The following is a 20,389-nucleotide window of genomic DNA, read 5'->3' as shown; positions in this document are numbered from 1 at the left end:
CCGGAGCAATCCGGCTTTCCCTGCGCGATGGTTTACGGCTTATACGGGCTCTCCCCGGCGAGACTGGGCTCTTTTGTCACCGTCATCAGCAAGAGTTCATGCCTCTCGCTGATAAGACACCTGCCACTAGGGCGTCAGGCCTGCACGACTTCGCCGTCCGTATCAGCCACGCTCGTCAGTCGCGACATCAACGTCCACCGCGTCTCACCGCAACACTCGTGACGATCGCGGCGCGCCCCTCAATCGGGTGAGACGGGCAATTCATACACCAAATTTCAATTCCGAAAAACAGAAATATTTTTATGCGAGGGGCTCGCGCCGTCGGGCAACTCAGTGCCAAGGGCCGCCCCGCTCCGTAAGACGACACGCAATTGAGACATTCGCGGCAGTTGCTGGTGCGGCCGCACCGAACATGATCTCATGCCGCATGACCGAACCGACCCAAGAACAAGTCGAACAGCTCACCCGTGCCTTCGAACGTTTCACACGCAAGTTCAAGGTGGCCGAGGCGGCGGCTGCCGCCGACAATGCGCTCAATGCGCTGGACGCCCAGACGCTGGTGTTCGTCGGGGACAATCCGGGTTGCGGCACCGGCGACGTCGCGCGCTATCTCAACGTCGCGATGACGACCATGTCCTCCGCCATCGACCGGCTGGTGCGGAAGGATCTGATCGAGCGCCGCCCGCATGAGGACGATCGCCGCTCGGTGGCACTGACTGCTACCAAAACGGGACGGCAGGCGATCGAGGACCAGATTGCCGCCTATCGCGAGGCGTGCCGGGCCATGCTCCGTTCGCTCGATCCGCGGGAGCAGCGGGAGTTGATCCGGCTGTCGGAAAAAATCGCCGAAGCCCAAACTTGATTAGTACGAACTTCGTACTATCTTGGCGGTCGTCCCAGGCTCGCGAGGAGAGGCGGCAATGGCAATCGTCATCAATGGAACGGAATACCCGTTACCCGACGACCCCCGAGTTTCACTGCTCGACCTGCTCCGGGAGCAGCTCCAGCTGACCGGCACAAAGCTCGGCTGCAACCAAGGCGGATGCGGAGCGTGCACTGTCATCGTCGATGGAGCGCGGGTGCTGTCCTGCCTGACATTGGCGGTGCAGGCCGATGGGCGCGAGGTGCGGACCATCGAGGGCATGGTTGCCGCGGATGGCGGACTGCATCCGTTGCAGCAGGCCTTCATCGAGCATGACGGCTTCCAGTGCGGCTATTGCACGCCGGGCCAGATCTGCTCGGCCATCGCGATGGTCGCTGAATATCGCAGGGGCGATCCCAGCTACGTCACGGCCGACCTCGCCGAAGGTCCGAAAGGGACGACGCGCCAGGAAATCCGCGAGCGCATGAGCGGCAATCTTTGCCGATGCGGCGCGCATAACGGCATCGTCGACGCGATCGAGGAGTTGCTCGCGGGAGAAGCGCCATGAGGTCGTTCGACTATCACTGCGCCACCAACCCGGCCGAGGCCCTGTCGATCGCTGGTGCTGCGCCGGCACGTTATCTCGGCGGCGGCACCAATCTGGTGGACCTGATGCGGCAGAACATCGAGGCACCTGCGGCGCTGGTCGACGTGTCGCGTTTGCCTGCTGTCATCGAGGAAACGCCGAACGGTGGCCTCTTGATCGGCGCGGCTGTCCGCAACAACGTCGTTGCCGCGCATCCATCCGTGCGCACCCGTTATCCCGTGCTGTCGCGCGCGCTACTGGCGGGCGCCTCCGCGCAAATCCGCAACATGGCAACCGTCGGCGGCAACATCCTGCAACGGACGCGTTGCGCCTATTTCTATGACGCCGCCGGATCACACTGCAACAAGCGTGAACCGGGTAGCGGCTGCGACGCGATCGGCGGCTTCAATCGCTACCATGCGATCTTCGGCGCATCGGAACACTGCATCGCGACGCATCCATCCGACATGTGCGTGGCGCTGGCGGCGCTCGATGCCGTCGTCCATGTCAAAGGCCCCGGAGGCGAGCGCGACGTGCCGCTGCTCGATTTGCACCGGTTGCCCGGTGATCGTCCTGATATCGAGACGGTGCTGCAGCCGGGTGAATTGATCACCGGGGTCGCACTCTCGCCGAGCGCCGCCGCGGCGCATTCCGCCTACCGCAAGGTCCGTGACCGCTCGAGCTACGCATTCGCGCTGATCTCGGTCGCCGCAGGACTGGAGGTCGTCGACGGCAGGATCGCCGATATCAGGATTGCGCTGGGTGGCGTCGCGGCGAAGCCGTGGCGCGCGTTGCGGGCCGAGGAAATGCTGCTTGGCACCGACCCGGCGAAAGAGCGCTTTCTCGCGGCCCTCGATGCCGAACTCGCCGCCGCCAAGACCTTCGACGGCAATGCCTTCAAGGTCGAACTCGCCAAGCGAACTGTCGCCGCCGTGCTGTGCGAACTTGCCGGAGTGAACCCATGAGCAAGCTGCAGAACGCCATTGTCGGCGGTGTCCGTACCGCGATGGGCTATGTCCCGAGCAGCTGGCTGCCGGGCGGAACGCCCGACCCGCTGATCGACAAGCGCGTCAACCTCGGCACGCAGCAATCGCGCATCGACGGCCCCGACAAGGTGCGCGGCGCCGCGCGGTTTGCCGCCGAAGTGCCGATGGAAGGGCTGCTGTACGCGGCTTTCGTCCACTCGACGATCGCGCGAGGAAAGATCGCGGAGCTCGATGTCTCCGCTGCCGAAGCGGCGCCCGGTGTCGCGCTGATCATGACGCATCGCAACGCGCCCAGGATGGCGCTGCCGCCGCCGATCGGCCTGACCAACCTCAAGGCTGCCGGCAACAACATCCTGCCGGTGATGCAGGATCCGGAGATCCGCTGGAACGGCCAGGTGGTCGCGGTGGTGCTCGCCGAGACTCAGGAGCAGGCCGACCATGCGGCGCCACTGATCGAGGTGCGCTACGAGACGGCCGCAGCGCGCACGCGGTTCGAGACCGCGAAGTCCGATGCGCGCACGCCCGACTCGCTCCTGATCGAGCGAAACCGGCTGAAGAAGGGCGACGTCCAGGCCGCCCTCAAGGAGGCGGCGCAGACCGTCGATGCAGTCTATCGCACGCCCTGGCACAATCACAATCCGATCGAGCCCAATGCGGCGACGATTGCCTGGAAAGGCGACCGGCTGATCGTTCATGACGCGACCCAGATGCTGAACGGCACCGCGGGTTCGCTTGCCAAGGTGTTCGGCATCAAGGAAGCGCAGGTGTTCGTCAGCTCGCCCTTTGTCGGTGGTGGTTTCGGCGGCAAGGCACTGTGGGATCACCAGATCCTGGCCGCCGCCGCAGCCAAGCTCGCGCAACGGCCGGTGCGGATCGCACTGTCGCGTGCCGGCATGCACCGGCTGATCGGCGGCCGTTCCCCGACCGAGCAGCGCATCGCACTTGCCGCCGATGCCGACGGCAAGCTGAAGGGACTGCTGCATCACGGCTTTTCCGTGAAGCCAACACACAGCGCCTGCGACGAAGCCTTCACGCTGACGAGCCGTTCGATCTATGCATCAGAGAGTTTCGACGTGGTGCAGCACACGCTCGATCTCGACGTGCTGGCCAATACGTTCATGCGCGCGCCCGGCGAGGCTCCCGGCACCTTCGCGCTCGAATGCGCGATCGACGAGCTGGCGCATCAATTGGGGATCGACCCGATCGAGCTCCGGCGCCGCAACGTGTCCCATCGCGATCCCGTCAGCGGGGCGCCGCATTCCCAGAGCGACCTGATGCTGGCCTACGAGCTCGGCGCCGAACGGTTCGGCTGGAGCCGCCGATCGGCNGGCCAAGCCGCGATCGCGCCGGGAGGGCGAATGGCTGGTGGGCATGGGTTGCGCCACCGGCTCCTTTCCATACGCCCGGATGCCCGGGATGTCGGTCCGCATCACGATCGACGGCGAAGGTCACGCGACGGTGGCGAGCGCCGCGCATGAAATGGGAATGGGCACCACGACGGTTCAGCGACAGCATAGCGCGGACCGTCTCGGTCTGCCGCTCGAGAGTGTCACGGTGAAGATCGGCGATACCAGCCTGCCGTTCGGCAGCTTCGCGGGCGGTTCGTCGCAGACTGCCTCGCTTGGTGCTGCGATCAACGCGGCCAGCGTCAAACTGGCCGGCGAGTTGTTGCGCATGGCAGGCAACGACACGCCGCTCGCCGGCCTGCGGGCGAACGAGCTTGAATTCGCCGACGCCGGATTGCGGAAGATCGGCGATGCGTCGCGCCACGAAAGCTTCAAATCGATCCTCAAGCGCGCGGCGCGCAACGAGATCAGCGTGACCGGCGAAAGCGGTACGCCGCTCGAGATGCTGAAGTTCTCGATACACAGCCGGTCGGCGATCTTCTGCGAGCTGCGCGTCAGCGACGTGACCGGGGAAATCCGCATCGACCGTCTGGTCGGCTCGTTCGATTGCGGCCGGATCCTCAATCCCAAGACCGCGGCGAGCCAATTCCGCGGCGGCATGATCATGGGACTCGGCATGGCGTTGACCGAGGAGACCCTGCTCGATGAGCGCAGCGGTCGGATCATGAGCGCGTCGATCACTGACTATCATGTGCCTGTGCATCTCGACGTGCCGGACATCGACGTGCTGTGGACCGACATTCCCGATCCCCGCACGCCGATGGGAGCACGCGGGATCGGCGAAATCGGCGTCACCGGCGTCGCTGCCGCGGTTGCCAACGCTGCGTTCAATGCCACCGGGCGGCGGGTACGCGAGCTGCCCCTGACGCCGGACAAGTTCCTGCTGGACTGACAGCCTTCGATCGCGGTCAAATGGCCGCGGCGGCGCAAATCGGCTAAAGCGCGATGAGATCAGGTTGAACCGTCATCGCGCTTTAGCTTCTGTTTGAGCATGATCTTTTCGGAAAACCGCTTCACACTTTTCCGGATCATGCTTTAGAGCACGGTCCTGTGCCGCGCGCCTATCGTATGGAGCAGGAATGGACGCTTTGCCGATCGCGAATGCCGAGCTGACGCAGTTCTTCCACCGGTGGCTCGAAACCTTTGCGGGCTATGTCCGCGAGGTTGACTACGCCTCAGCGAAGCCGCTCTTCCATCCCGACGTGCTTGCCTTCGGCACGCACAACGATGTCATTCCCGGCCTCGACAAATGGATCGCGACGCAGTGGGACAAGGTCTGGCCGAGGACCAGCGACTTCCGCTTCGTCCTTGAGCAGACCGCGGTTCTGGCGTCCCCCGATGGCCGGATGGCGACGGTGATCGCGCCCTGGACCAGCACGGGGTATCATCCCGACGGCAAGCCGTTTCCGCGTCCCGGCCGCGCCACCATGGTGTTTTCCAGGACCGCCGACGGCTGGCTCTGCATGCATTCCCATATGTCGCTCAACCGCGGTGTACCGCAGGAAAGCCATGCCAATCGGCCGGTGAAGGCGTAGCGGAACGCATCCGACATCCGCGGCAGCGCGAAAGCCTGCGCTGCCGGATCACACGAACAGATCATGCGATGCATGGACCATGAGGGCATGTGCTCCATGGTTGAGATGGTCATCCGAGTGGTCGTGCGGAGACAATCCAATGGTCTGCGTCTCGCCCGGTGGTATATCGATTCCTTTCTGATTGTTGGCAGGCGCCGAATTTTGATCGAGCCCGGCGAAGTCGTTGCCGGCTGAACCCTTTGAGTTGGAATTCCCCGGCTTGAATGAAAATGAATCGCCCGAAACTCCGAAAGCCGCTCCTCCCTCCAGGCTCGCCTCTTGAGTCGGGGTTACATGATCGTGATGGCCCCTCGAGGCCGGGACATCGTCGGACGTTGCAGCGCCGTTGACGGCCGATCCATCAGGAGTCGACATGTCGTTCTTGAAGTTGAAACCGGCAATGTCTTCAAACTTGCTTTGGCCGGGAGGAGATGGCCCATCATCATGCGCGCTGGCCCCATGCAGGGGTGCGGTGTCGTCGCCTGTATCGCCTGCGAACGAACCCTTGCCGTTGCCGCTTGCCGGCGTTTTCGGGGCGTCTGAGTCCGACACAGCATTTGCGCTGATATCGGTTTCGTTGCCATGAGCGTCGCCGGCATTGGTGAGGGCCACGACCTTCTGGGGCGAGGCCCCGTGATCTCCGTTGTTGGCGTTCGCGTCCGGATTGTCCCTCCAATCGCTCACGGACGGCGCAATCCCGTTACCACTCTCCGGTGCCGCACCATGCATCACGGTCGTTGCATTGGCACTGTCTGACACCGGATTCTGATCAAACACGAAACTCGCCTGCATCGGTGCCAGCATGGCAAGGTGCGGCAGTACGGCCGATAGGCCGCTGGCCACGGCCGTCGCCGCATCATCGGCGCCAGCCCCGGTCGAAGGCATCCCGCCTCCGGTCGAGGCAGCAAATTTGACACCGTCGATCGTGTCAAAATTATCCTTGATCACATCGGAGCTGTGGTGGACGCCGGTTGCCTGCGCCGTCGGGCTCTGATCGATGAGCAGCGCACCGCTGGCAACCTTGGCGTCGGACGCATCAATGGCGATGCTCGTCGGATCGCTTTGGGTCGTGGCAGCCAGGTCGATCAGGTCGTTGGCCGCAACCGCTGTTGCTGTCGCGAGCACGAAATCCGACAGGTGCACGTTCGCGACGCCCGGCAGGTGGATTGCCACGAGGCTCGCATCGCCGATCCCCACAGCGTGGTCGGTCGGATTGACATACACGATCGCCTGACTTGACTTGCTGTCATAGAGCCAGGCGATGGTGTGTGCCGGCACCGACGTGCTTGTGGGTGCCAATGTCAGGATAGCGGGGGCGAATGAGCCGAGCGCCGTCAGATCGATCTTGTCTGATCCCGGCACGAAATCCGCGATGATGTCGGGCGGGGCCGCATTGGAATTCACGGCGTGCGAATAAACGAACGTGTTGCTCCCGTCGCCGCCGACAAGCAGGTCTGCGCCAAGCCCGGCGATGATCATGCTGGCCAGCGTGTCGCCGGTATCGAGCGCGTTCAACGCGCTACTGCTGCCGGGCGCGGACGCCCAGACGCCGGCCGCCATCATCGGGACAATGCCATTCCCCGCGGATCCGACGATCTGCGCGGTGACATTCTGAGCCATGCTGCACATCCAGCCGGTGTTGGTACCGCTGGCGCTGGCAACAATGCCGCCGGAGCCTGCCGGAGGGTCGCTGACTTCGGTGCCGGCACCTCCGTTGATGCTCGTGAACGTCCAACTGGTGCCCGTGTAGTTGCCGGACAAACGCAGCGTCACATTGCTCGCGGCGTTGCCATCGCTGAAGGTCATCGTGCTGATGTTCGTGCCCGAGTCGTAGGAGATCGCGACGGACATGCTGCCCCCGACAAAGGGAAGCTGCGTGAGGTCGATCAAATCGCTCGACGTGAGCTGCGCGCCGATATCGGTGCCGGTGATGACGCCTGAGAACTTCCCCCAGTCATCGATGATGAGTTTGCCCGCGCCCTGCTCGAAGTAAACGACCTGGCTGTCGGTCGTGCCCGGAGCAACCTTGCTGCCAGTAGCAAATTCGAGCGTCGTCCCGCTGTCGATCCAGAACTTTCCGATTCCGGTAATGGTGCCTGTCACATCGAGGTCAATGCCGGGATCGACGATGATCGTGCCATTGTTGGTGATGGGACCGACGAAACTGGCGCTGGTCGTTTCCTCCAATATCCCGTCGTTCTCGAACTTTCCGGATTCGATGATGTCGAGGTCGCCGGCGATCCGCAGGGTTCCGGTCGCGGTGATATCGGTCGATGCCGCGCCGTGCGGGATCGTCACCGACTTCGCCTGCGAAAAGCCGTCAACGACAGCGGTGTAATTGGAAGGCGCCGTGATGATTGTATCGATGCTCAGGGTGGGGACGACGTTGCCGCTCCAATTGGCCGCCAGGTTCCACTCGAGCATCGGCCCCGGCCCGCCGACGATCAACGACTCCGAATCCAGGGTGACGGAAATTGCCGTCGCCGCGGTCGCCGGTGTCGGGTAGGTGTTGCTGCCGTCAGTGGACGTGACGGAAATCTCCAGCGTGTCGCTGCCGATGAAACCATCGTCGGGCGTATAGACCAGGCTCGCCAGCGCGGCATTGACCTCGCTCGCCGACCCCGACAGGATCAGAGATCCGTCGTCAATCGCGGTCTCCGTGACGCCAGCCACGGCGTTCACCGTCAGCGTCCCGTGCGCGATTGTCAGCACGACCCTGACCGTGTCGTCGGCATCTTCCGCGAGCGGACCCACAACGACTCCGCGGATATCGATCGCCGCGTCCTCGGCGGTGGTCGCGGCCGGCGGCGCACTTGCCGTCGGTGGCTCGGCGACCGGGTTCACCGTGATCGCGGTCGAGGCGGTCGCCGCCGATGGATAGGTGTTGGAGCCGTCGCTCGACATCACCGACATCCGAAGCGTGTCGGAGCCCTCGTACTCCGTGGTCGGCGTGTAGGTCAGTCCGGCCAGCAGCGCATTCACGGATGCAGCGCTCCCCGACAGGGTCAGCGTCCCACTGTCGTCGCCGGTCACGGTCACGCCGCTCAGGCCGGCGACGTGCAGCGTTCCATGCGAGACCGTCAGCGTCGCACTCACCGTGTCGTCGCTATCCTCCGCCAGAGGCCCGACGCGCAACCCAGGGATCGCCACGCCGGCGGCGTTCTCGTCGAGCGTCAGCGTCGGCGGCGCGGATGCTGTCGGCTGCTCGGCGACCGGGTTCACCGTGATCGCGGTCGAGGCGGTGGCCGGCGTTGGATAGGTGTTGGAGCCATCGATCGACGTCACCGACAGACGAAGCGTGTCGGAGCCTTCGTATTCCGATGTCGGCGTATAGGTCAGTCCCGCCAGCAGCGCGTTCACAGCCGCCGCGTTCCCCGACAGCGTCAGCGCCGCGCTGTCGTCGCCGGTCACGGTGACGCCGCTCAGGCCGGCGACGTGCAGCGTTCCATGCGAGACCGTCAGCGTCGCTCGCACCGTGTCGTCGCTATCCTCGGCCAGAGGTCCGACGTGCAACCCGGCGACCGCCACGCCGGCGGCGTTCTCGCAGAGCGTCAGCGTCGGCGGCGCACATGCCGTCGGCGGCGCGGCCACCGGGTTCACAGTGATCGCGGTCGAGGCTGTCGCCGCAGTTGGATAGGTGTTGGAGCCGTCAGTCGACGTCACTGACAGATGCAGCGTGTCGGAGCCTTCATATTCCGATGTCGGCGTATAGGTCAGTCCCGCCAGCAGCGCATTCACGGCCGCCGCATTTCCCGATAGCGTCAGCGTCGCACTGTCGTCGCCGCTCACCGTCACGCCGCTCAGAGCCGCGACATGCAGCGTCCCGTGCGAGACCATCAGTGTCGCACTCACGGTGTCGTCTGAATCCTCCGCAAGCGGCCCGACGCGCACCCCGGCAATCGCGGCAACGGCGTTCTCGTTGAGCACCAATGTCGGCGGCGTGCTCGCCGTCGGCGGCTCGGCCACCGGGGCGACCGTCACGAGCTCCGACGCCGTCACCGTGGCGCTGATGTCGCCTTCCGAATCGCGCTCGGTCGCAGCGATCTGGAGCGTGAAGGCGCCTTCGAACTCCGCCGGAGGCGTGATCGTCAGGCTCGACAGATTCCAGCCGGCGACATCCTCCGCGGTACTGCCTGCGGTCGCCGTGAAGCTGTGACCGGGCGGACCAGTGCCGTCGCTCAGCGTGGCGCCCACCGGGATGTCGCTCACGACAAGCGCGGCGAAGCTGTTCGGCGCCGCATCGCCGTTCGCGCCCGACAGGCCCCTCACCATCGCGCCAAGGTCCACTGCAATCGCCGTGTTCTCGTTGCCGTGCGCGGCCACCGGGCTGAGGGTCGGCGCCAGGGGGGAGACCGTCACCAGCTCGCTTGCAACGGACGTGTTGGCATCCTGGTCGGTCGCCGTAACCGCCAGCGTGAAATTGGTATCGTTCGGCGGAGTGACCTTCAGGGTCGAGAGATTCCAGCCCTTCACGTCGATCGCGGTGTTGCCGATCGTCGCCACGAAGCTGTTGGTGCCGTCGGTGAGCACCGCCCCCACCGGGATGCCGCCCACCACAAGCGACTGCACGCTGTTGGCGTGGCCCGGCAGGCTGTTCGCGGTCGCCGCAATGGTGCCCAATGCGATCGCCGTGCCTTCGATACCGGTCTCGGCCTGTGGCAACCAGCTCAGCGCCGGCGGCGTCTCGTCGACCGTGATGGCTTGCGCCGCTTCCGGCGCCGGATTGCCGGCGGTATCGGAGACATCAGCCGTCACCGTATAGTTGCCGTCATGCAGCGCCTTGGCTTCGGCAGAGGTGACGTTGACCGACCAGGCGTTGTTTGCCAGCGTGACGACGAATATGTCGACGACCTCGCCCGAGCTGTCGACGATCCTGACCGTCACCGGCTGGCCGTTCTCTGCGTCCGATACCGTGCCCGCGATGACAAACCCCGCGCTTGCAATATCGGCATTGACGACGTTGCTGCGCGCAATGGTGTCGATGGCGATCGCGGGCGGGGTTACGTCCACCCTGATCGGCTGCGAGGCCTCGGCCGTCTGGCCGGTCGCATTCGTCACCTCCGCCGTCAGCGTGTACATGCCGTCGGCCAGCGCCTTGGCCGTCGCCGGGCTCAGGTCGAGCGACCAGGCGCTGTTGGAGACTGTCGCCGTGCCGCTGAAAACGACCTGCTCAGAACCATTGGTGATGGAGACGGTAACGATCTGCCCGTCCTGTACGCCCGAGGTCGCACCGACAATCTCAACGCCGGCAGCCGCTTTGCTGGCATTGATGATGTCGTCTCCGGCAACGCTGATCTGTCCCCCAATGCTGGTGATCGCAAGCGTTGGCAGAGGCAGAATGACCTGCTGTAAAACTGCATTTTGCAGCGGTGGAAGCGGATTTTGCTGATAGTTGGGGTCGGGCTGAAGGAAATTGATCGGCTGCAGCAAATCTCCCGGGTTGGCAAAGGGAGATGCGCCGGAGCCGACGGGCGACCATCCCTTCGCGTAATTGGCCAGCGCGTCCTGCTGGGCGATCTGCAATTGCTGCATCTGAGCAGGCGTATTCGTGACCGTGTTGATGCCGACCGAGGATCCACGCCTGCTCAGGACCACCGTCTCTCCGGGATCCTCGACGATGATGTGTCGCGGGATCGCCTCCTTGGTGACGAGTTCGAATACGCCGTGCGGCAGCTCCTTGTATGTGATGGTGTCGTCATCCAGGAACGTGACGTTCGGGTCCGCGGCATGCGCCTCCTCGGCGAGCGCGAAGGTCAGCGCCGCGAGCGACAGCAGGCCGAAACCGCTGGCCTGGGTGCGGCCGCGAATGCTGCCGACAGGCGTGTCCACGGTCAGGGAGCCGGACTTCGCCAGTTCGCCCGCGGTGAACGCGAAGGCGCCTCTGATCACCGAGAGCAGGGCCGACCGCAAGGTGCCGGTAGCGTCGCGCGGGAATTCGCCCAGCACCACGCCGCTGTCGTGGGACAGGTTGAACACGGTGCCGTCGATGAAGCGGATCTCGATCCGGCCGTCGGCCGCGGTCTCGATCACGTCATCAGGACAAACGGGATCGCCGACCATCGCTTGAACGGGGATGCCGCCGGCACGCGTGATGGTGCAACGACCGATCGCCGTCTGAATGCTGCCGATGACATTGCCGATTGAATGGGGAAGCCGGCCCAATGCGGCCGTGCTCGCGTCCCCCAGCTCTACGCCGGACGCAACTAACATTGGCTTCGACCTCGCCCGCTAATAGCTCAGGCGCAGCGTGGTGCCGTAGTGTTTTTGCTTTGGCGTGCCCTCGCCACGAGGTCAAAATATCTTGGCGCTGGCAGCCCTAGGCTCGCCCGCCGAAACGTCCTGATTGAATTTATTTCCGTCTGTGAACAAACGTCAGTGAATCAATTTCCAACAATAAGGGATGCGCTTGCCGATGCGACAGGAATGCTGTCGTTTCGTCGCAAGTGCGATCCCTTAAAAATTATAGTATAGTTTACGGGCGGAATGTCCATTTCTTAATTGCACGACGCCGGGCTCCGGCTGAGCCTGGCTGTAATTTCTGATTTTCTGACGTCCATATTATTCGGTTCGACGGTCCAATCCACCATCGAGCAGCCAGAGACGAGATCTTCTCAAGAAGGAGGGGATCATGCGCATGCATTCGATTAGCATATTGGCGGCAAGTTTCGTTTTGGCGCTGGCAGCTCTGTTGCCTGGTCCCGCGCGAGCGCAAGCCGAGTCTGCTCAACCCGCAGTTCAGAACCTGTCGTCAAAGCCCATCGGGAAGGTCGTCACCGTTGTCGGTTCGGTCACGATCGAGCATGCGAACGCAGTCGTCGTTCAGGCAAATCTTTCCCCTGAAGCTGCTCAGCCGAAGGTTGGCGATTTCGTCTACATGAGCGACGTGGTCCAGACTGGAGCCGATGGCCGGGTCGCGATCAACTTTGTCGATGGCACGTCGTTTAACCTGTCGAGCAATGCCCGCATGGCCTTGACCGAATTCGTCTACGACCCGAACGGAAAGTCGAATTCGAGCCTGCTCAGCCTCACCAAGGGTACGTTCACCTTCGTGGCCGGCAACATCGCAAAGACCGGCGACATGAAGATCGACACCCCTGTCGCGACGATGGGAATTCGCGGCACCACGCCGCACATCGAGATATCGGACGATGGGACGGTTAAATTCGCCACGCTCATTGAGGAAGGCAAGAGCTCGGTTGTGAGAAAGCACCGGGCCGCGACGCAGCAACCTGAGCAGAAAGTCGACCACACGTTCAATCCCAGGATCTGTCGCGGGTGCTGAGCGAAGCAAGGCTTCGCCATGGAATGGCGACTTGTGCAAATCAGCGCTCGCACGTTTCAGGATCGGGACGCCTGATATGGGAGTTCGTGCAGTGACCGGGGCTATCGACGGCCTGACGCCGCTTCTCGTCGTGCTGCTGCTCGCGTCACCGGCAGTGGCGCAAGCCCCGAAGAAAGATGGGCATCTTCATGATATTGAACTCTGCAACGGCGTGAATCGCAGCCCCTCGGAAGCCCGCATCAACAGTTGCACGGCGCTCATCGAAGCCAGCCAGGACATGACGACGGCCGGCCTGGCTATCGCATACAACAACCGCGGCAACGCCTATGCGGCCGGGCGGGACTATGATCGCGCCATCCGCGATTTCGATAGTTCGATCAAGCTCAATCCAAAATACGACAAGCCGCTCAACAATCGCGGCGTGGCCTTCCTGAAGAAAGGCGAATACGATCGCGCGATCGACGCGTTCGATCAGGCGATCAAGCTCACTCCCAGTTACGGCGAAGCCTTCGCCAACCGTGCCGGCGCCTACCTGAAAAAGAGCGAATACGATCGCGCGGCGCAGGATTATGATGAAGCCATTCGCCTCGAGCCCAACCTGGAAGGTGTGTGGAACGGACGTTGCTGGACACGAGCCATCCTTGGCGCGTTGAGGGCGGCGCTGGAGGATTGCAACAAGGCGCTCCAATCGAATTCGAGCAGCGCAGCAGCAGCAAGCAACGCAGCAACATATGACTCGCGCGGCCTGATCTACCTGAAGATGGGCCAGACCTCAGCGGCTGTGGAAGACTACAGCTCTGCGCTTCGGCTGGACCCGAAGCTGGCGAGCGCGTTCTACGGGCGCGGGCTCGCCGAACTCAAGCGGGGCGACCACGCCCACGGCGATGCCGATATCTCAAAGGCGAAGGCGATCCGGGGCAACATCGCCGACGACTTCGCGCGGTATGGCGTGCGGTAGCCACCGCACGCGCAAGCCCGCCTCGTCCTACCAGAGCCCCTGCCCTTGCTGTGCCGGATATGGATACTGGCCCTGCTGCCCCGGATAATAGTACTGGCCGCCGCCGCGTCGCCGTGTGTAGACCTGCGGAGGCGCCGGATTACCCTGGAAGAAGTTGCCGAAGAAGCCACCGCCGTTGTCGTCCCAGCCGCCGTCGCGGCCGGCAACGACTTCCACATCATCGGTCCGAGGCGTCGGCTTGCGCGTGATGAAGCCGCCTTGCGGCTGGTTGCTCAGCACCGCGACGAACTCGGTGCGATAGTTGGTTTCGCTGCTCAGCGGCTCGTCCGAGACGATGATCGAGGATCGCGGCACCGCGGTCGGCGCGATGCGATCTAGCACATCCTGCGGGATGGTGATGCGGTCGAGCGCATCCTTGGCGTTGTCGCCGTTGTCGATCGTTACCACGCTCCAGCGCAGGCTCGCGCCGTCGCGCGCCATCGCCGTAAAAACGTGCGTGCCGATCGGCTGGTCGGGATCGCGGATCGTGACCGGCACTTCGATGCTCGAGTCGAACACCTCGCCCCCGTCCGGCCACTCCTTATGGGTGTTGCGGCGGACGTAGAGCTTCTGCGTTGCGCGGCTGATGTAGACGGACACCGGCTCGAGCGCGAGCTTTGCCTCGGTCGCCGCCTTCGCGGTATCGGCCTTCTTGGTCGCGGCCGTCTTGGCGGCGTCCTTTGCCGCGGCAGCAGCGTCAAGCTTCGACTTCGCATCGGCCTTGGCGGTGTCGAGTGCGGTTGCCGCGTCCGCAGCCCTTGCAGCGGCCTTCTGCTTCACATCCTCGGCGCGTGCCTTGGCCTGATCCGTCTTGGCGCCGGCGAGCACCTTGTCGGCGTACGCGACCTGGGCATCGGCGCGGGTCTTGAGCAATTCCAGCTTGCGCAGCGCCGTGGGCGTGAACGGTGCGGCCTCGCGTGTCGCGGCCGCAGCGGCCTTCTTCGCCTCGTCAGCGGCCGTGGCGGCGTCCTCGGCCTCGCGAGAGAGCTTCTGCGCCTGCGCCGGAGCCGCCGCGAGGGTTTGTGCGTTCGGCTGGAACAGGGCCGGGTGAGAAAACGCCGTCGGAGCGGCGTCGATCGGCGAAATGATTACCCGCATCCCGATCCAGGTCTTGTCGAACAGCTTCTCCGCGAAATCATAGGGCATCCGCACGCAGCCGTGCGAGGCAGCATAGCCTGGCAGCGGGCCGCCATGCAGCGCAATTCCGTTCCAGGTGATGCGCTGCATGTTCGGCATCCAGGCATCATCATAGAGGGTGGAGTGGTGGTCCTTGTCCTTCTCGATGAGCGCGAACACACCGGCCGGCGTCTCGCGTCCCTTGATGCCGGTCGACACCGGCGCGCGCAGGATCCAGCCGTCCGCATCATAGAAGGTGACCTGCTGGGACTTGATCGACACGATTGCCATGATCGGGTCGCCCGCCTCGCGCGGCGCCGTCGCCTCGACGGCTTGCGCCGGACGCGCCTGTCTCGCCACTGCCCCGGAGGTCAGCGCTGTCAGTGCTGCCAACGCTGCCAGTGCCGCAATGGCGGGAGCCGCCCGACGCCGCATCGCTGCGGTGGATTGCGCCGTCGTCATTCGATCAACCATGCCCAGCCCCAATTGAAATGCCTGCCCGCCCTGATGCGGTTTACGTGTCAGATTGCGACACCTTCATTAACTGACCACTGCCAAGCCTCGTTCCCGTTATCAAGTCACCTTCGTCATTCCCCGCAAAATCACGTATCCGGCACGGCCCAAACCGGCCAGTTCCCGGCGCTTCCAACGAGATTCGTATTGAACGCTTGGGCTTAGGCAAATTTTAAACCGGTGGGCGTAGCGTAGCTTTCGCGAGTTCAGTGGTTGAGAGTTTGTGAGTACGCCATGACAGAACCCCATCGCCCGAGGGTGAAATACGTCATCGGGCCTGACGGCAGCCCGTTGACGATTGCGGACCTGCCAGCGCCCGGAACCAAGCGGTGGGTCATCCGCCGCAAGGCCGAGGTTGTAGCCGCGGTCCGCGGCGGCCTGCTATCCCTTGAGGAGGCCTGCAGCCGCTATACGCTGACCGTTGATGAATTCCTCTCCTGGCAGTTCTCGATCGACCAGCATGGTCTGGCCGGGCTGCGCACCACCCGGATCCAGCAGTATCGACAGTAAATCTAGTCAAACTAGTGGCATTTGACGAAAACCGGCTTTGCTTGGCGAAGCCGGTTTTTTTCATGTCCGCGTTTTTGCCGCGGTTCTTAATCTTCGTTAACCAGATGGAAACCATACCCTAGGCAATAATTGCCCAGTCGGACCCCTGTTGGGCCGAATCCCTGGGGGCCGTTGGTGCAAAGTCTGGTTGCTTTCCTGAGAGGTCTGGGTGCGGCCCGCCTCGCGGCAATGGTGGCGGTCACCGCCGCCCTGATCGGTTTCTTCGCTTTCGTCATCATGCGCGTCACCACGCCGCAGATGACCACCCTCTTCACCGACCTCTCGACCGACGATTCCTCGGCCATCATCAAGGAGTTGGAACGCCAGGCGGTCCCCTATGAGCTCCGCAATGATGGGGCCGTTATCATGGTACCGAAGGACAAGGTGACCCGGCTCAGGATGAAGCTCGCCGAGGGCGGCATGCCCAAGGGCGGCGGCGTCGGCTACGAGATCTTCGACAAGTCGGACGCGCTCGGCACCACGAGCTTCGTCCAGAACATCAACCATTTGCGCGCGCTGGAAGGCGAGCTCGCCCGGACCATCCGCGGCATCGACCGCGTGCAGGCGGCGCGCGTCCATCTGGTGCTGCCGGAACGGCCGCTGTTCTCGCGCGAGACGCCGGAGCCTTCGGCCTCGATCGTGCTGCGGGTGCGCGGCTCCCTCGAACCGCAGCAGATCCGCGCCATCCGCCACGTGGTCGCCTCCGCCGTCAACGGGCTGAAGCCGCAGCGCGTCTCGATCGTCGACGAAACCGGCCAGCTACTGGCCGACGGCGCCACGTCGGATGCCGATGCCGCGGTCGGCGACGAGCGCCGCACCGCCTTCGAGAAGCGGCTGCGCAAGCAGGTCGAGGACATCGTTTCCTCGGTGGTCGGCGCCGGGCGCGCCCGCGTTCAGCTCTCCGCCGACTTCGACTACAACAAGATCACCCAGACCTCGGACAAGTTCGATCCCGAAGGAAGGGTGCTGCGCTCGAGCCAGACCCGCGAGGAATCGAGCGCCACCACGGACAATTCCGGCCAGGTCACGGTCAACAACGAGCTGCCGGGCAACCAGAACCAGGACAACGCCGCCCGCGCCAAGGACCAGAGCAAGAAGAGCGAGGAAACCAACAACTACGAGATTTCCCGCACGACGACGACCGAGGTTACCGAGGCCGGCCGCGTCAACCGGATCTCGGTCGCGGTGCTGGTCGACGGCAGCTATTCGAAGAACGAAAAGGGCGAGATGGTCTACCAGGACCGCTCCAAGGAGGAGCTCGACCGCATCTCCGCCCTGGTGCGCTCCGCGATCGGCTTCGACAAGAAGCGTGGCGACCAGGTCGAGGTGGTCAATCTCCGCTTCGCCGAACCGCCGATGGCAACCCCGCTCCCCGAGCCGACCGGCCTGCTCGGCATGCTGCAGTTCACCAAGGATGACGTCATGTACGTCATCGAGCTCGGCGTGATGATGATGCTTGGCCTGGTCGTACTGTTCATGGTGGTCCGCCCGCTGGTCAAGCGCATCGTGGCGACCGACGCAATTCCGGCCCTGCCGGGTGCGGGCGCCGCCCCGGCTTTCGCCGAGGCCGGCGCGCACGCGAGCGAAGGCGCATCCGGCGCGACCGGCCAGGCGCTGATCCCGAGCAACAGCGCCGCGGCCCAGTTGATCGACGTCGCCCAGATCCAGGGCCAGGTCCATGCCCAGGCCGTGCACCGGGTCGGCGAGCTGGCCGAACGCAATCCGAACGAAACCGTCTCCATCGTCCGTCAATGGCTGAGCGAACCTGCCGAGAGCTGACATGGCCGCCGTACCGCAGACCACCAACCACAACGATATCACCAGCGTCCTGACGACGCTGGCGAGCCGGCAGAACGGCCGGCCGAGGAGCAAGCCGCTGTCCGGTCCCAAGCGCGCGGCGATCCTGATGCTCGCGCTCGGCGAGCAGTATGGCGGCAAGATCTGGTCGATGCTCGACGACGACGAGGTACGCGAGCTGTCGGTCCACATGTCGACGCTCGGCACGGTGGAGGCCGACGTGGTCGAGGACCTGATGCTCGAATTCGTCTCGCGGATGTCGGCATCCGGCGCGCTGATGGGCAATTTCGACGCCACCGAGCGCCTGCTGCAGCAATACCTGCCGGCCGAACGCGTCACCGGCATCATGGACGAGATTCGTGGCCCTGCCGGCCGCAACATGTGGGAGAAGCTCTCCAACGTGCAGGAAGAGGTGCTCGCCAACTATCTCAAGAACGAGTACCCGCAGACTATCGCCGTGGTGCTGTCGAAGCTGAAGCCGGAGCACGCCGCGCGCGTGCTCGCGATCCTGCCCGAGGACATGGCGCTCGACGTCGTCGGCCGCATGCTGCGGATGGAGGCGGTGCAGAAGGAAGTCATCGAACGCGTCGAGCAGACGCTGCGCACCGAGTTCATGTCGAACCTGTCGCAAACCCGCCGCCGCGACGCCCATGAGGTGATGGCCGAGATCTTCAACAATTTCGACCGCCAGACCGAGACCCGCTTCATCACCTCGCTGGAAGAGGAAAACCGCGAATCCGCCGAGCGCATCAAGGCGCTGATGTTCACCTTCGACGACCTGATCAAGCTCGACGCCGCCTCGGCGCAGACCCTGATGCGCAACATCGACAAGGACAAGCTCGGCGTCGCGCTGAAGAGCGCCAACGAGGAGGTGCGCAGCTTCTTCCTCGGCAACATGTCCAGCCGCGCCGGCAAGATGCTGATGGACGACATGGCCGCGATGGGCCCCGTCAGGCTGCGCGACGTCGACGAGGCGCAGGCGCTGCTCGTCAACCTCGCCAAGGACCTCGCCGCCCGGGGCGAGATCACGCTGACCAAGAACCGCGCCGACGACGAGCTGGTGTACTGATGGCCAGGCCCGCGAAATTCCTGTTCGACACCGACTTCTCGGCACCGGACCGTGCGCGCGAGCGCGCCGCCACGCCGGCTGAAGTCGCTCAGAAAATCGCCGATGCGGAGGACAGGGCGTACCGCGCCGGCCATGAGGCCGCCCTGCGCGAGGCCAAGGTCGAGAGCGACCGCCGCGCCGCGCAGGCGCTGGAGCAGATCGGCAGCGCAATCTCGGGGATCGCCGCGCGGTTCGCCGGCATCGAGACACGGATGGAGACCGAGGCCGTCGACGTCGCGGTCGCGGTCGCCCGCAAGCTTTGCAGCGAGCTGGTCGCCCGCGAGCCGCTCGGCGAGATCACCGCGCTGGTCAGCGACTGCTTCTCGCATCTGGTGTCGACGCCGCATCTCGTGGTCCGCATCAACGATGCACTCTACGAAAGCGCACGCGAGAATATCGAGCGGATGGCCGCGCATAGCGGCTTCCAGGGACGGCTGGTGATCCTGGCCGAACCGACGATTGCGACCGGCGACTGCCGGATCGAATGGGCCGATGGCGGCGTCGTGCTGGAGCGCGCCGCGATCGAAGCGAAGATCAACGAACTTGTCGGGCGCTATCTGGCGTCCCGCGGTCAGGCCGGCTGACGGCGATGAGGACTGAACCATGAGCGACACCGACGCACACGTCCCGCTTCCCGATCTCAACTCGGCCGAGGCGCCGGGGATCGACGATGTCGGCTACAACGAAGACGAACATGCTTCGCGCATTGCCGCCGATCTGGAGGCGGTGTTCGACGTGCCGGTGCAGGTCTCGGCCGTGCTCGGCCGCTCCAAGATGGATGTCGGCGACCTCCTGAAGCTCGGACCGGGCACGGTGCTCGAGCTCGACCGCCGCGTCGGCGAAGCGATCGACATCTACGTCAACAACCGCCTGGTGGCGCGTGGCGAAGTAGTTCTGGTGGAAGACAAGCTCGGCGTGACCATGACCGAAATCATCAAGGCTGAACGCTCGTAACACCTCACACGGTTCCGCGCGGTTCGCGCGACCAGACGAACAGGAGACTATCATGCGGCTTCTCATCGTTGGCACCCTGAAGGGCCAGCTCACGACCGCGACCAAGATCGCGATGGACAAGGGCGCCACCGTGACCCACGCGGAAGCCGCCGAACAGGCGCTGAGCGTGGTGCGCGGCGGCAAGGGCGCCGACCTCCTGCTGGTCGATGTCGGCCTCGACATCCGCGACCTGGTGATGCGGCTCGACGCCGAGCACATCCATGTGCCGATCGTGGCTTGCGGCATCTCCAACGATGCCCGCGCCGCAGTCGCCGCGATCCACGCCGGCGCCAAGGAATACATCCCGCTGCCGCCCGACCCCGAACTGATCGCAGCCGTGCTCGCCGCGGTCGCCAACGACGCACGCGACCTGGTCTGGCGCGACGAGGCGATGGGCAAGGTGATCAAGCTGGCGCAGCAGATCGCGGGCTCGGATGCCTCGGTGATGATCACCGGCGAGTCCGGCACCGGCAAGGAAGTGCTGGCGCGCTATGTCCACTCCCGCTCGGCTCGCGCCAAGCGGCCGTTCATCTCGATCAACTGCGCGGCGATCCCGGAGCATCTGCTGGAGTCCGAGTTGTTCGGCCACGAAAAGGGCGCCTTCACCGGCGCGATCGCCC

The 20,389-nt window shown here is 64.3% G+C and carries 15 protein-coding genes and 1 pseudogene; 14 read left to right on the top strand and 2 right to left on the bottom strand.

Annotated features, from left to right (window positions below; translation table 11 throughout):
• The first annotated feature begins 427 nt into the window (after nt 1–427).
• From AS156_RS11130 to AS156_RS11110, 6 genes and pseudogenes are all read left to right on the top strand, one after another.
• Complete coding sequence (locus AS156_RS11130; RefSeq protein ID WP_066503686.1) at nt 428–862, top strand: MarR family winged helix-turn-helix transcriptional regulator; 435 nt, start codon at nt 428–430, stop codon at nt 860–862.
• A 58-nt stretch (nt 863–920) separates the two neighbouring features.
• Nucleotides 921–1,430: a (2Fe-2S)-binding protein gene (locus AS156_RS11125; protein ID WP_066503683.1), complete on the top strand. Its 510-nt coding sequence runs from the start codon at nt 921–923 to the stop codon at nt 1,428–1,430.
• Complete coding sequence (locus AS156_RS11120; protein ID WP_066503681.1) at nt 1,427–2,413, top strand: FAD binding domain-containing protein; 987 nt, start codon at nt 1,427–1,429, stop codon at nt 2,411–2,413. Before AS156_RS11125 ends, AS156_RS11120 begins: the two co-directional genes overlap by 4 nt.
• Nucleotides 2,410–3,761 (top strand): annotated as a pseudogene (locus tag AS156_RS44230) (xanthine dehydrogenase family protein molybdopterin-binding subunit); the annotation flags it as partial. The gene AS156_RS11120 and the pseudogene AS156_RS44230, both read left to right, overlap by 4 nt.
• A gap of 38 nt (nt 3,762–3,799) precedes the next feature.
• Entirely contained in the window at nt 3,800–4,732 is a 933-nt protein-coding gene (locus tag AS156_RS44225; RefSeq protein ID WP_245312750.1) for a xanthine dehydrogenase family protein molybdopterin-binding subunit, read from the top strand.
• A 187-nt stretch (nt 4,733–4,919) separates the two neighbouring features.
• The gene (locus tag AS156_RS11110; RefSeq protein ID WP_066503679.1) at nt 4,920–5,375 is read left to right on the top strand and encodes a YybH family protein; all 456 of its coding nucleotides are present in this window, start codon (nt 4,920–4,922) and stop codon (nt 5,373–5,375) included.
• Between the two features lie 48 nt (nt 5,376–5,423).
• Here the strand turns inward: AS156_RS11110 and AS156_RS11105 are convergent, their stop codons facing one another.
• Entirely contained in the window at nt 5,424–11,624 is a 6,201-nt protein-coding gene (locus tag AS156_RS11105; RefSeq protein ID WP_082747430.1) for a M10 family metallopeptidase C-terminal domain-containing protein, read from the bottom strand.
• 418 nt (nt 11,625–12,042) lie between these two features.
• Between AS156_RS11105 and AS156_RS11100 the strand changes: the two genes are divergently transcribed.
• Nucleotides 12,043–12,696, top strand: coding sequence for a FecR family protein (locus AS156_RS11100; RefSeq protein WP_066503677.1), 654 nt, complete (start codon nt 12,043–12,045; stop codon nt 12,694–12,696).
• Nucleotides 12,697–12,787: 91 nt separating this feature from the next.
• On the top strand, nt 12,788–13,654 hold the full coding sequence (locus tag AS156_RS11095) for a tetratricopeptide repeat protein (RefSeq protein ID WP_347336619.1): 867 nt from the start codon (nt 12,788–12,790) through the stop codon (nt 13,652–13,654).
• Between the two features lie 27 nt (nt 13,655–13,681).
• On the opposite strand, the gene AS156_RS11090 is transcribed toward AS156_RS11095, so the two are convergent.
• A complete protein-coding gene (locus AS156_RS11090; protein WP_066503674.1) occupies nt 13,682–15,283 on the bottom strand; it encodes a L,D-transpeptidase in 1,602 nt (533 codons plus the stop codon).
• 273 nt (nt 15,284–15,556) lie between these two features.
• Here AS156_RS11090 and sciP point away from each other — a divergent pair, with 273 nt between their 5' ends.
• From sciP to AS156_RS44220, 6 genes are all read left to right on the top strand, one after another.
• Nucleotides 15,557–15,832, top strand: coding sequence for a CtrA inhibitor SciP (sciP, locus tag AS156_RS11085; RefSeq protein WP_002714638.1), 276 nt, complete (start codon nt 15,557–15,559; stop codon nt 15,830–15,832).
• Nucleotides 15,833–16,006: 174 nt separating this feature from the next.
• Nucleotides 16,007–17,650: a flagellar basal-body MS-ring/collar protein FliF gene (gene fliF / locus AS156_RS11080; protein ID WP_066504112.1), complete on the top strand. Its 1,644-nt coding sequence runs from the start codon at nt 16,007–16,009 to the stop codon at nt 17,648–17,650.
• Nucleotide 17,651: 1 nt separating this feature from the next.
• Complete coding sequence (fliG, locus tag AS156_RS11075) at nt 17,652–18,737, top strand: flagellar motor switch protein FliG (protein ID WP_066503672.1); 1,086 nt, start codon at nt 17,652–17,654, stop codon at nt 18,735–18,737.
• Entirely contained in the window at nt 18,737–19,360 is a 624-nt protein-coding gene (locus AS156_RS11070; protein WP_066503671.1) for a FliH/SctL family protein, read from the top strand. Before fliG ends, AS156_RS11070 begins: the two co-directional genes overlap by 1 nt.
• Before the next feature lie 19 nt (nt 19,361–19,379).
• Entirely contained in the window at nt 19,380–19,730 is a 351-nt protein-coding gene (gene fliN / locus AS156_RS11065; RefSeq protein WP_066503666.1) for a flagellar motor switch protein FliN, read from the top strand.
• A gap of 52 nt (nt 19,731–19,782) precedes the next feature.
• Nucleotides 19,783–20,389 (top strand): sigma-54-dependent transcriptional regulator (locus AS156_RS44220; protein ID WP_245312718.1); only part of this gene is annotated, 607 nt, incomplete at its 3' end.

Origin of the sequence: Bradyrhizobium macuxiense, from assembly GCF_001542415.1 — a bacterium.
Classification (GTDB): Bacteria; Pseudomonadota; Alphaproteobacteria; order Rhizobiales; family Xanthobacteraceae; genus Bradyrhizobium; species Bradyrhizobium macuxiense.
The sequence above is the reverse complement of the archived record's forward strand: the minus strand, read 5'-3'. Positions and strand labels throughout refer to the sequence as shown.

Excerpts from the sequence above, each read along its gene's own strand:
- AS156_RS11070 (WP_066503671.1), top strand. The coding sequence starts at position 18,737 with ATGGCCAGGCCCGCGAAATTCCTGTTCGACACCGACTTCTCGGCACCG.
- fliN (WP_066503666.1), top strand. The coding sequence starts at position 19,380 with ATGAGCGACACCGACGCACACGTCCCGCTTCCCGATCTCAACTCGGCC.
- AS156_RS11090 (WP_066503674.1), bottom strand. The coding sequence starts at position 15,283 with ATGGTTGATCGAATGACGACGGCGCAATCCACCGCAGCGATGCGGCGT.
- AS156_RS11110 (WP_066503679.1), top strand. The coding sequence starts at position 4,920 with ATGGACGCTTTGCCGATCGCGAATGCCGAGCTGACGCAGTTCTTCCAC.
- AS156_RS11130 (WP_066503686.1), top strand. The coding sequence starts at position 428 with ATGACCGAACCGACCCAAGAACAAGTCGAACAGCTCACCCGTGCCTTC.
- sciP (WP_002714638.1), top strand. The coding sequence starts at position 15,557 with ATGACAGAACCCCATCGCCCGAGGGTGAAATACGTCATCGGGCCTGAC.
- AS156_RS11100 (WP_066503677.1), top strand. The coding sequence starts at position 12,043 with ATGCGCATGCATTCGATTAGCATATTGGCGGCAAGTTTCGTTTTGGCG.
- AS156_RS11120 (WP_066503681.1), top strand. The coding sequence starts at position 1,427 with ATGAGGTCGTTCGACTATCACTGCGCCACCAACCCGGCCGAGGCCCTG.
- AS156_RS11125 (WP_066503683.1), top strand. The coding sequence starts at position 921 with ATGGCAATCGTCATCAATGGAACGGAATACCCGTTACCCGACGACCCC.
- fliG (WP_066503672.1), top strand. The coding sequence starts at position 17,652 with ATGGCCGCCGTACCGCAGACCACCAACCACAACGATATCACCAGCGTC.
- AS156_RS11105 (WP_082747430.1), bottom strand. The coding sequence starts at position 11,624 with ATGTTAGTTGCGTCCGGCGTAGAGCTGGGGGACGCGAGCACGGCCGCA.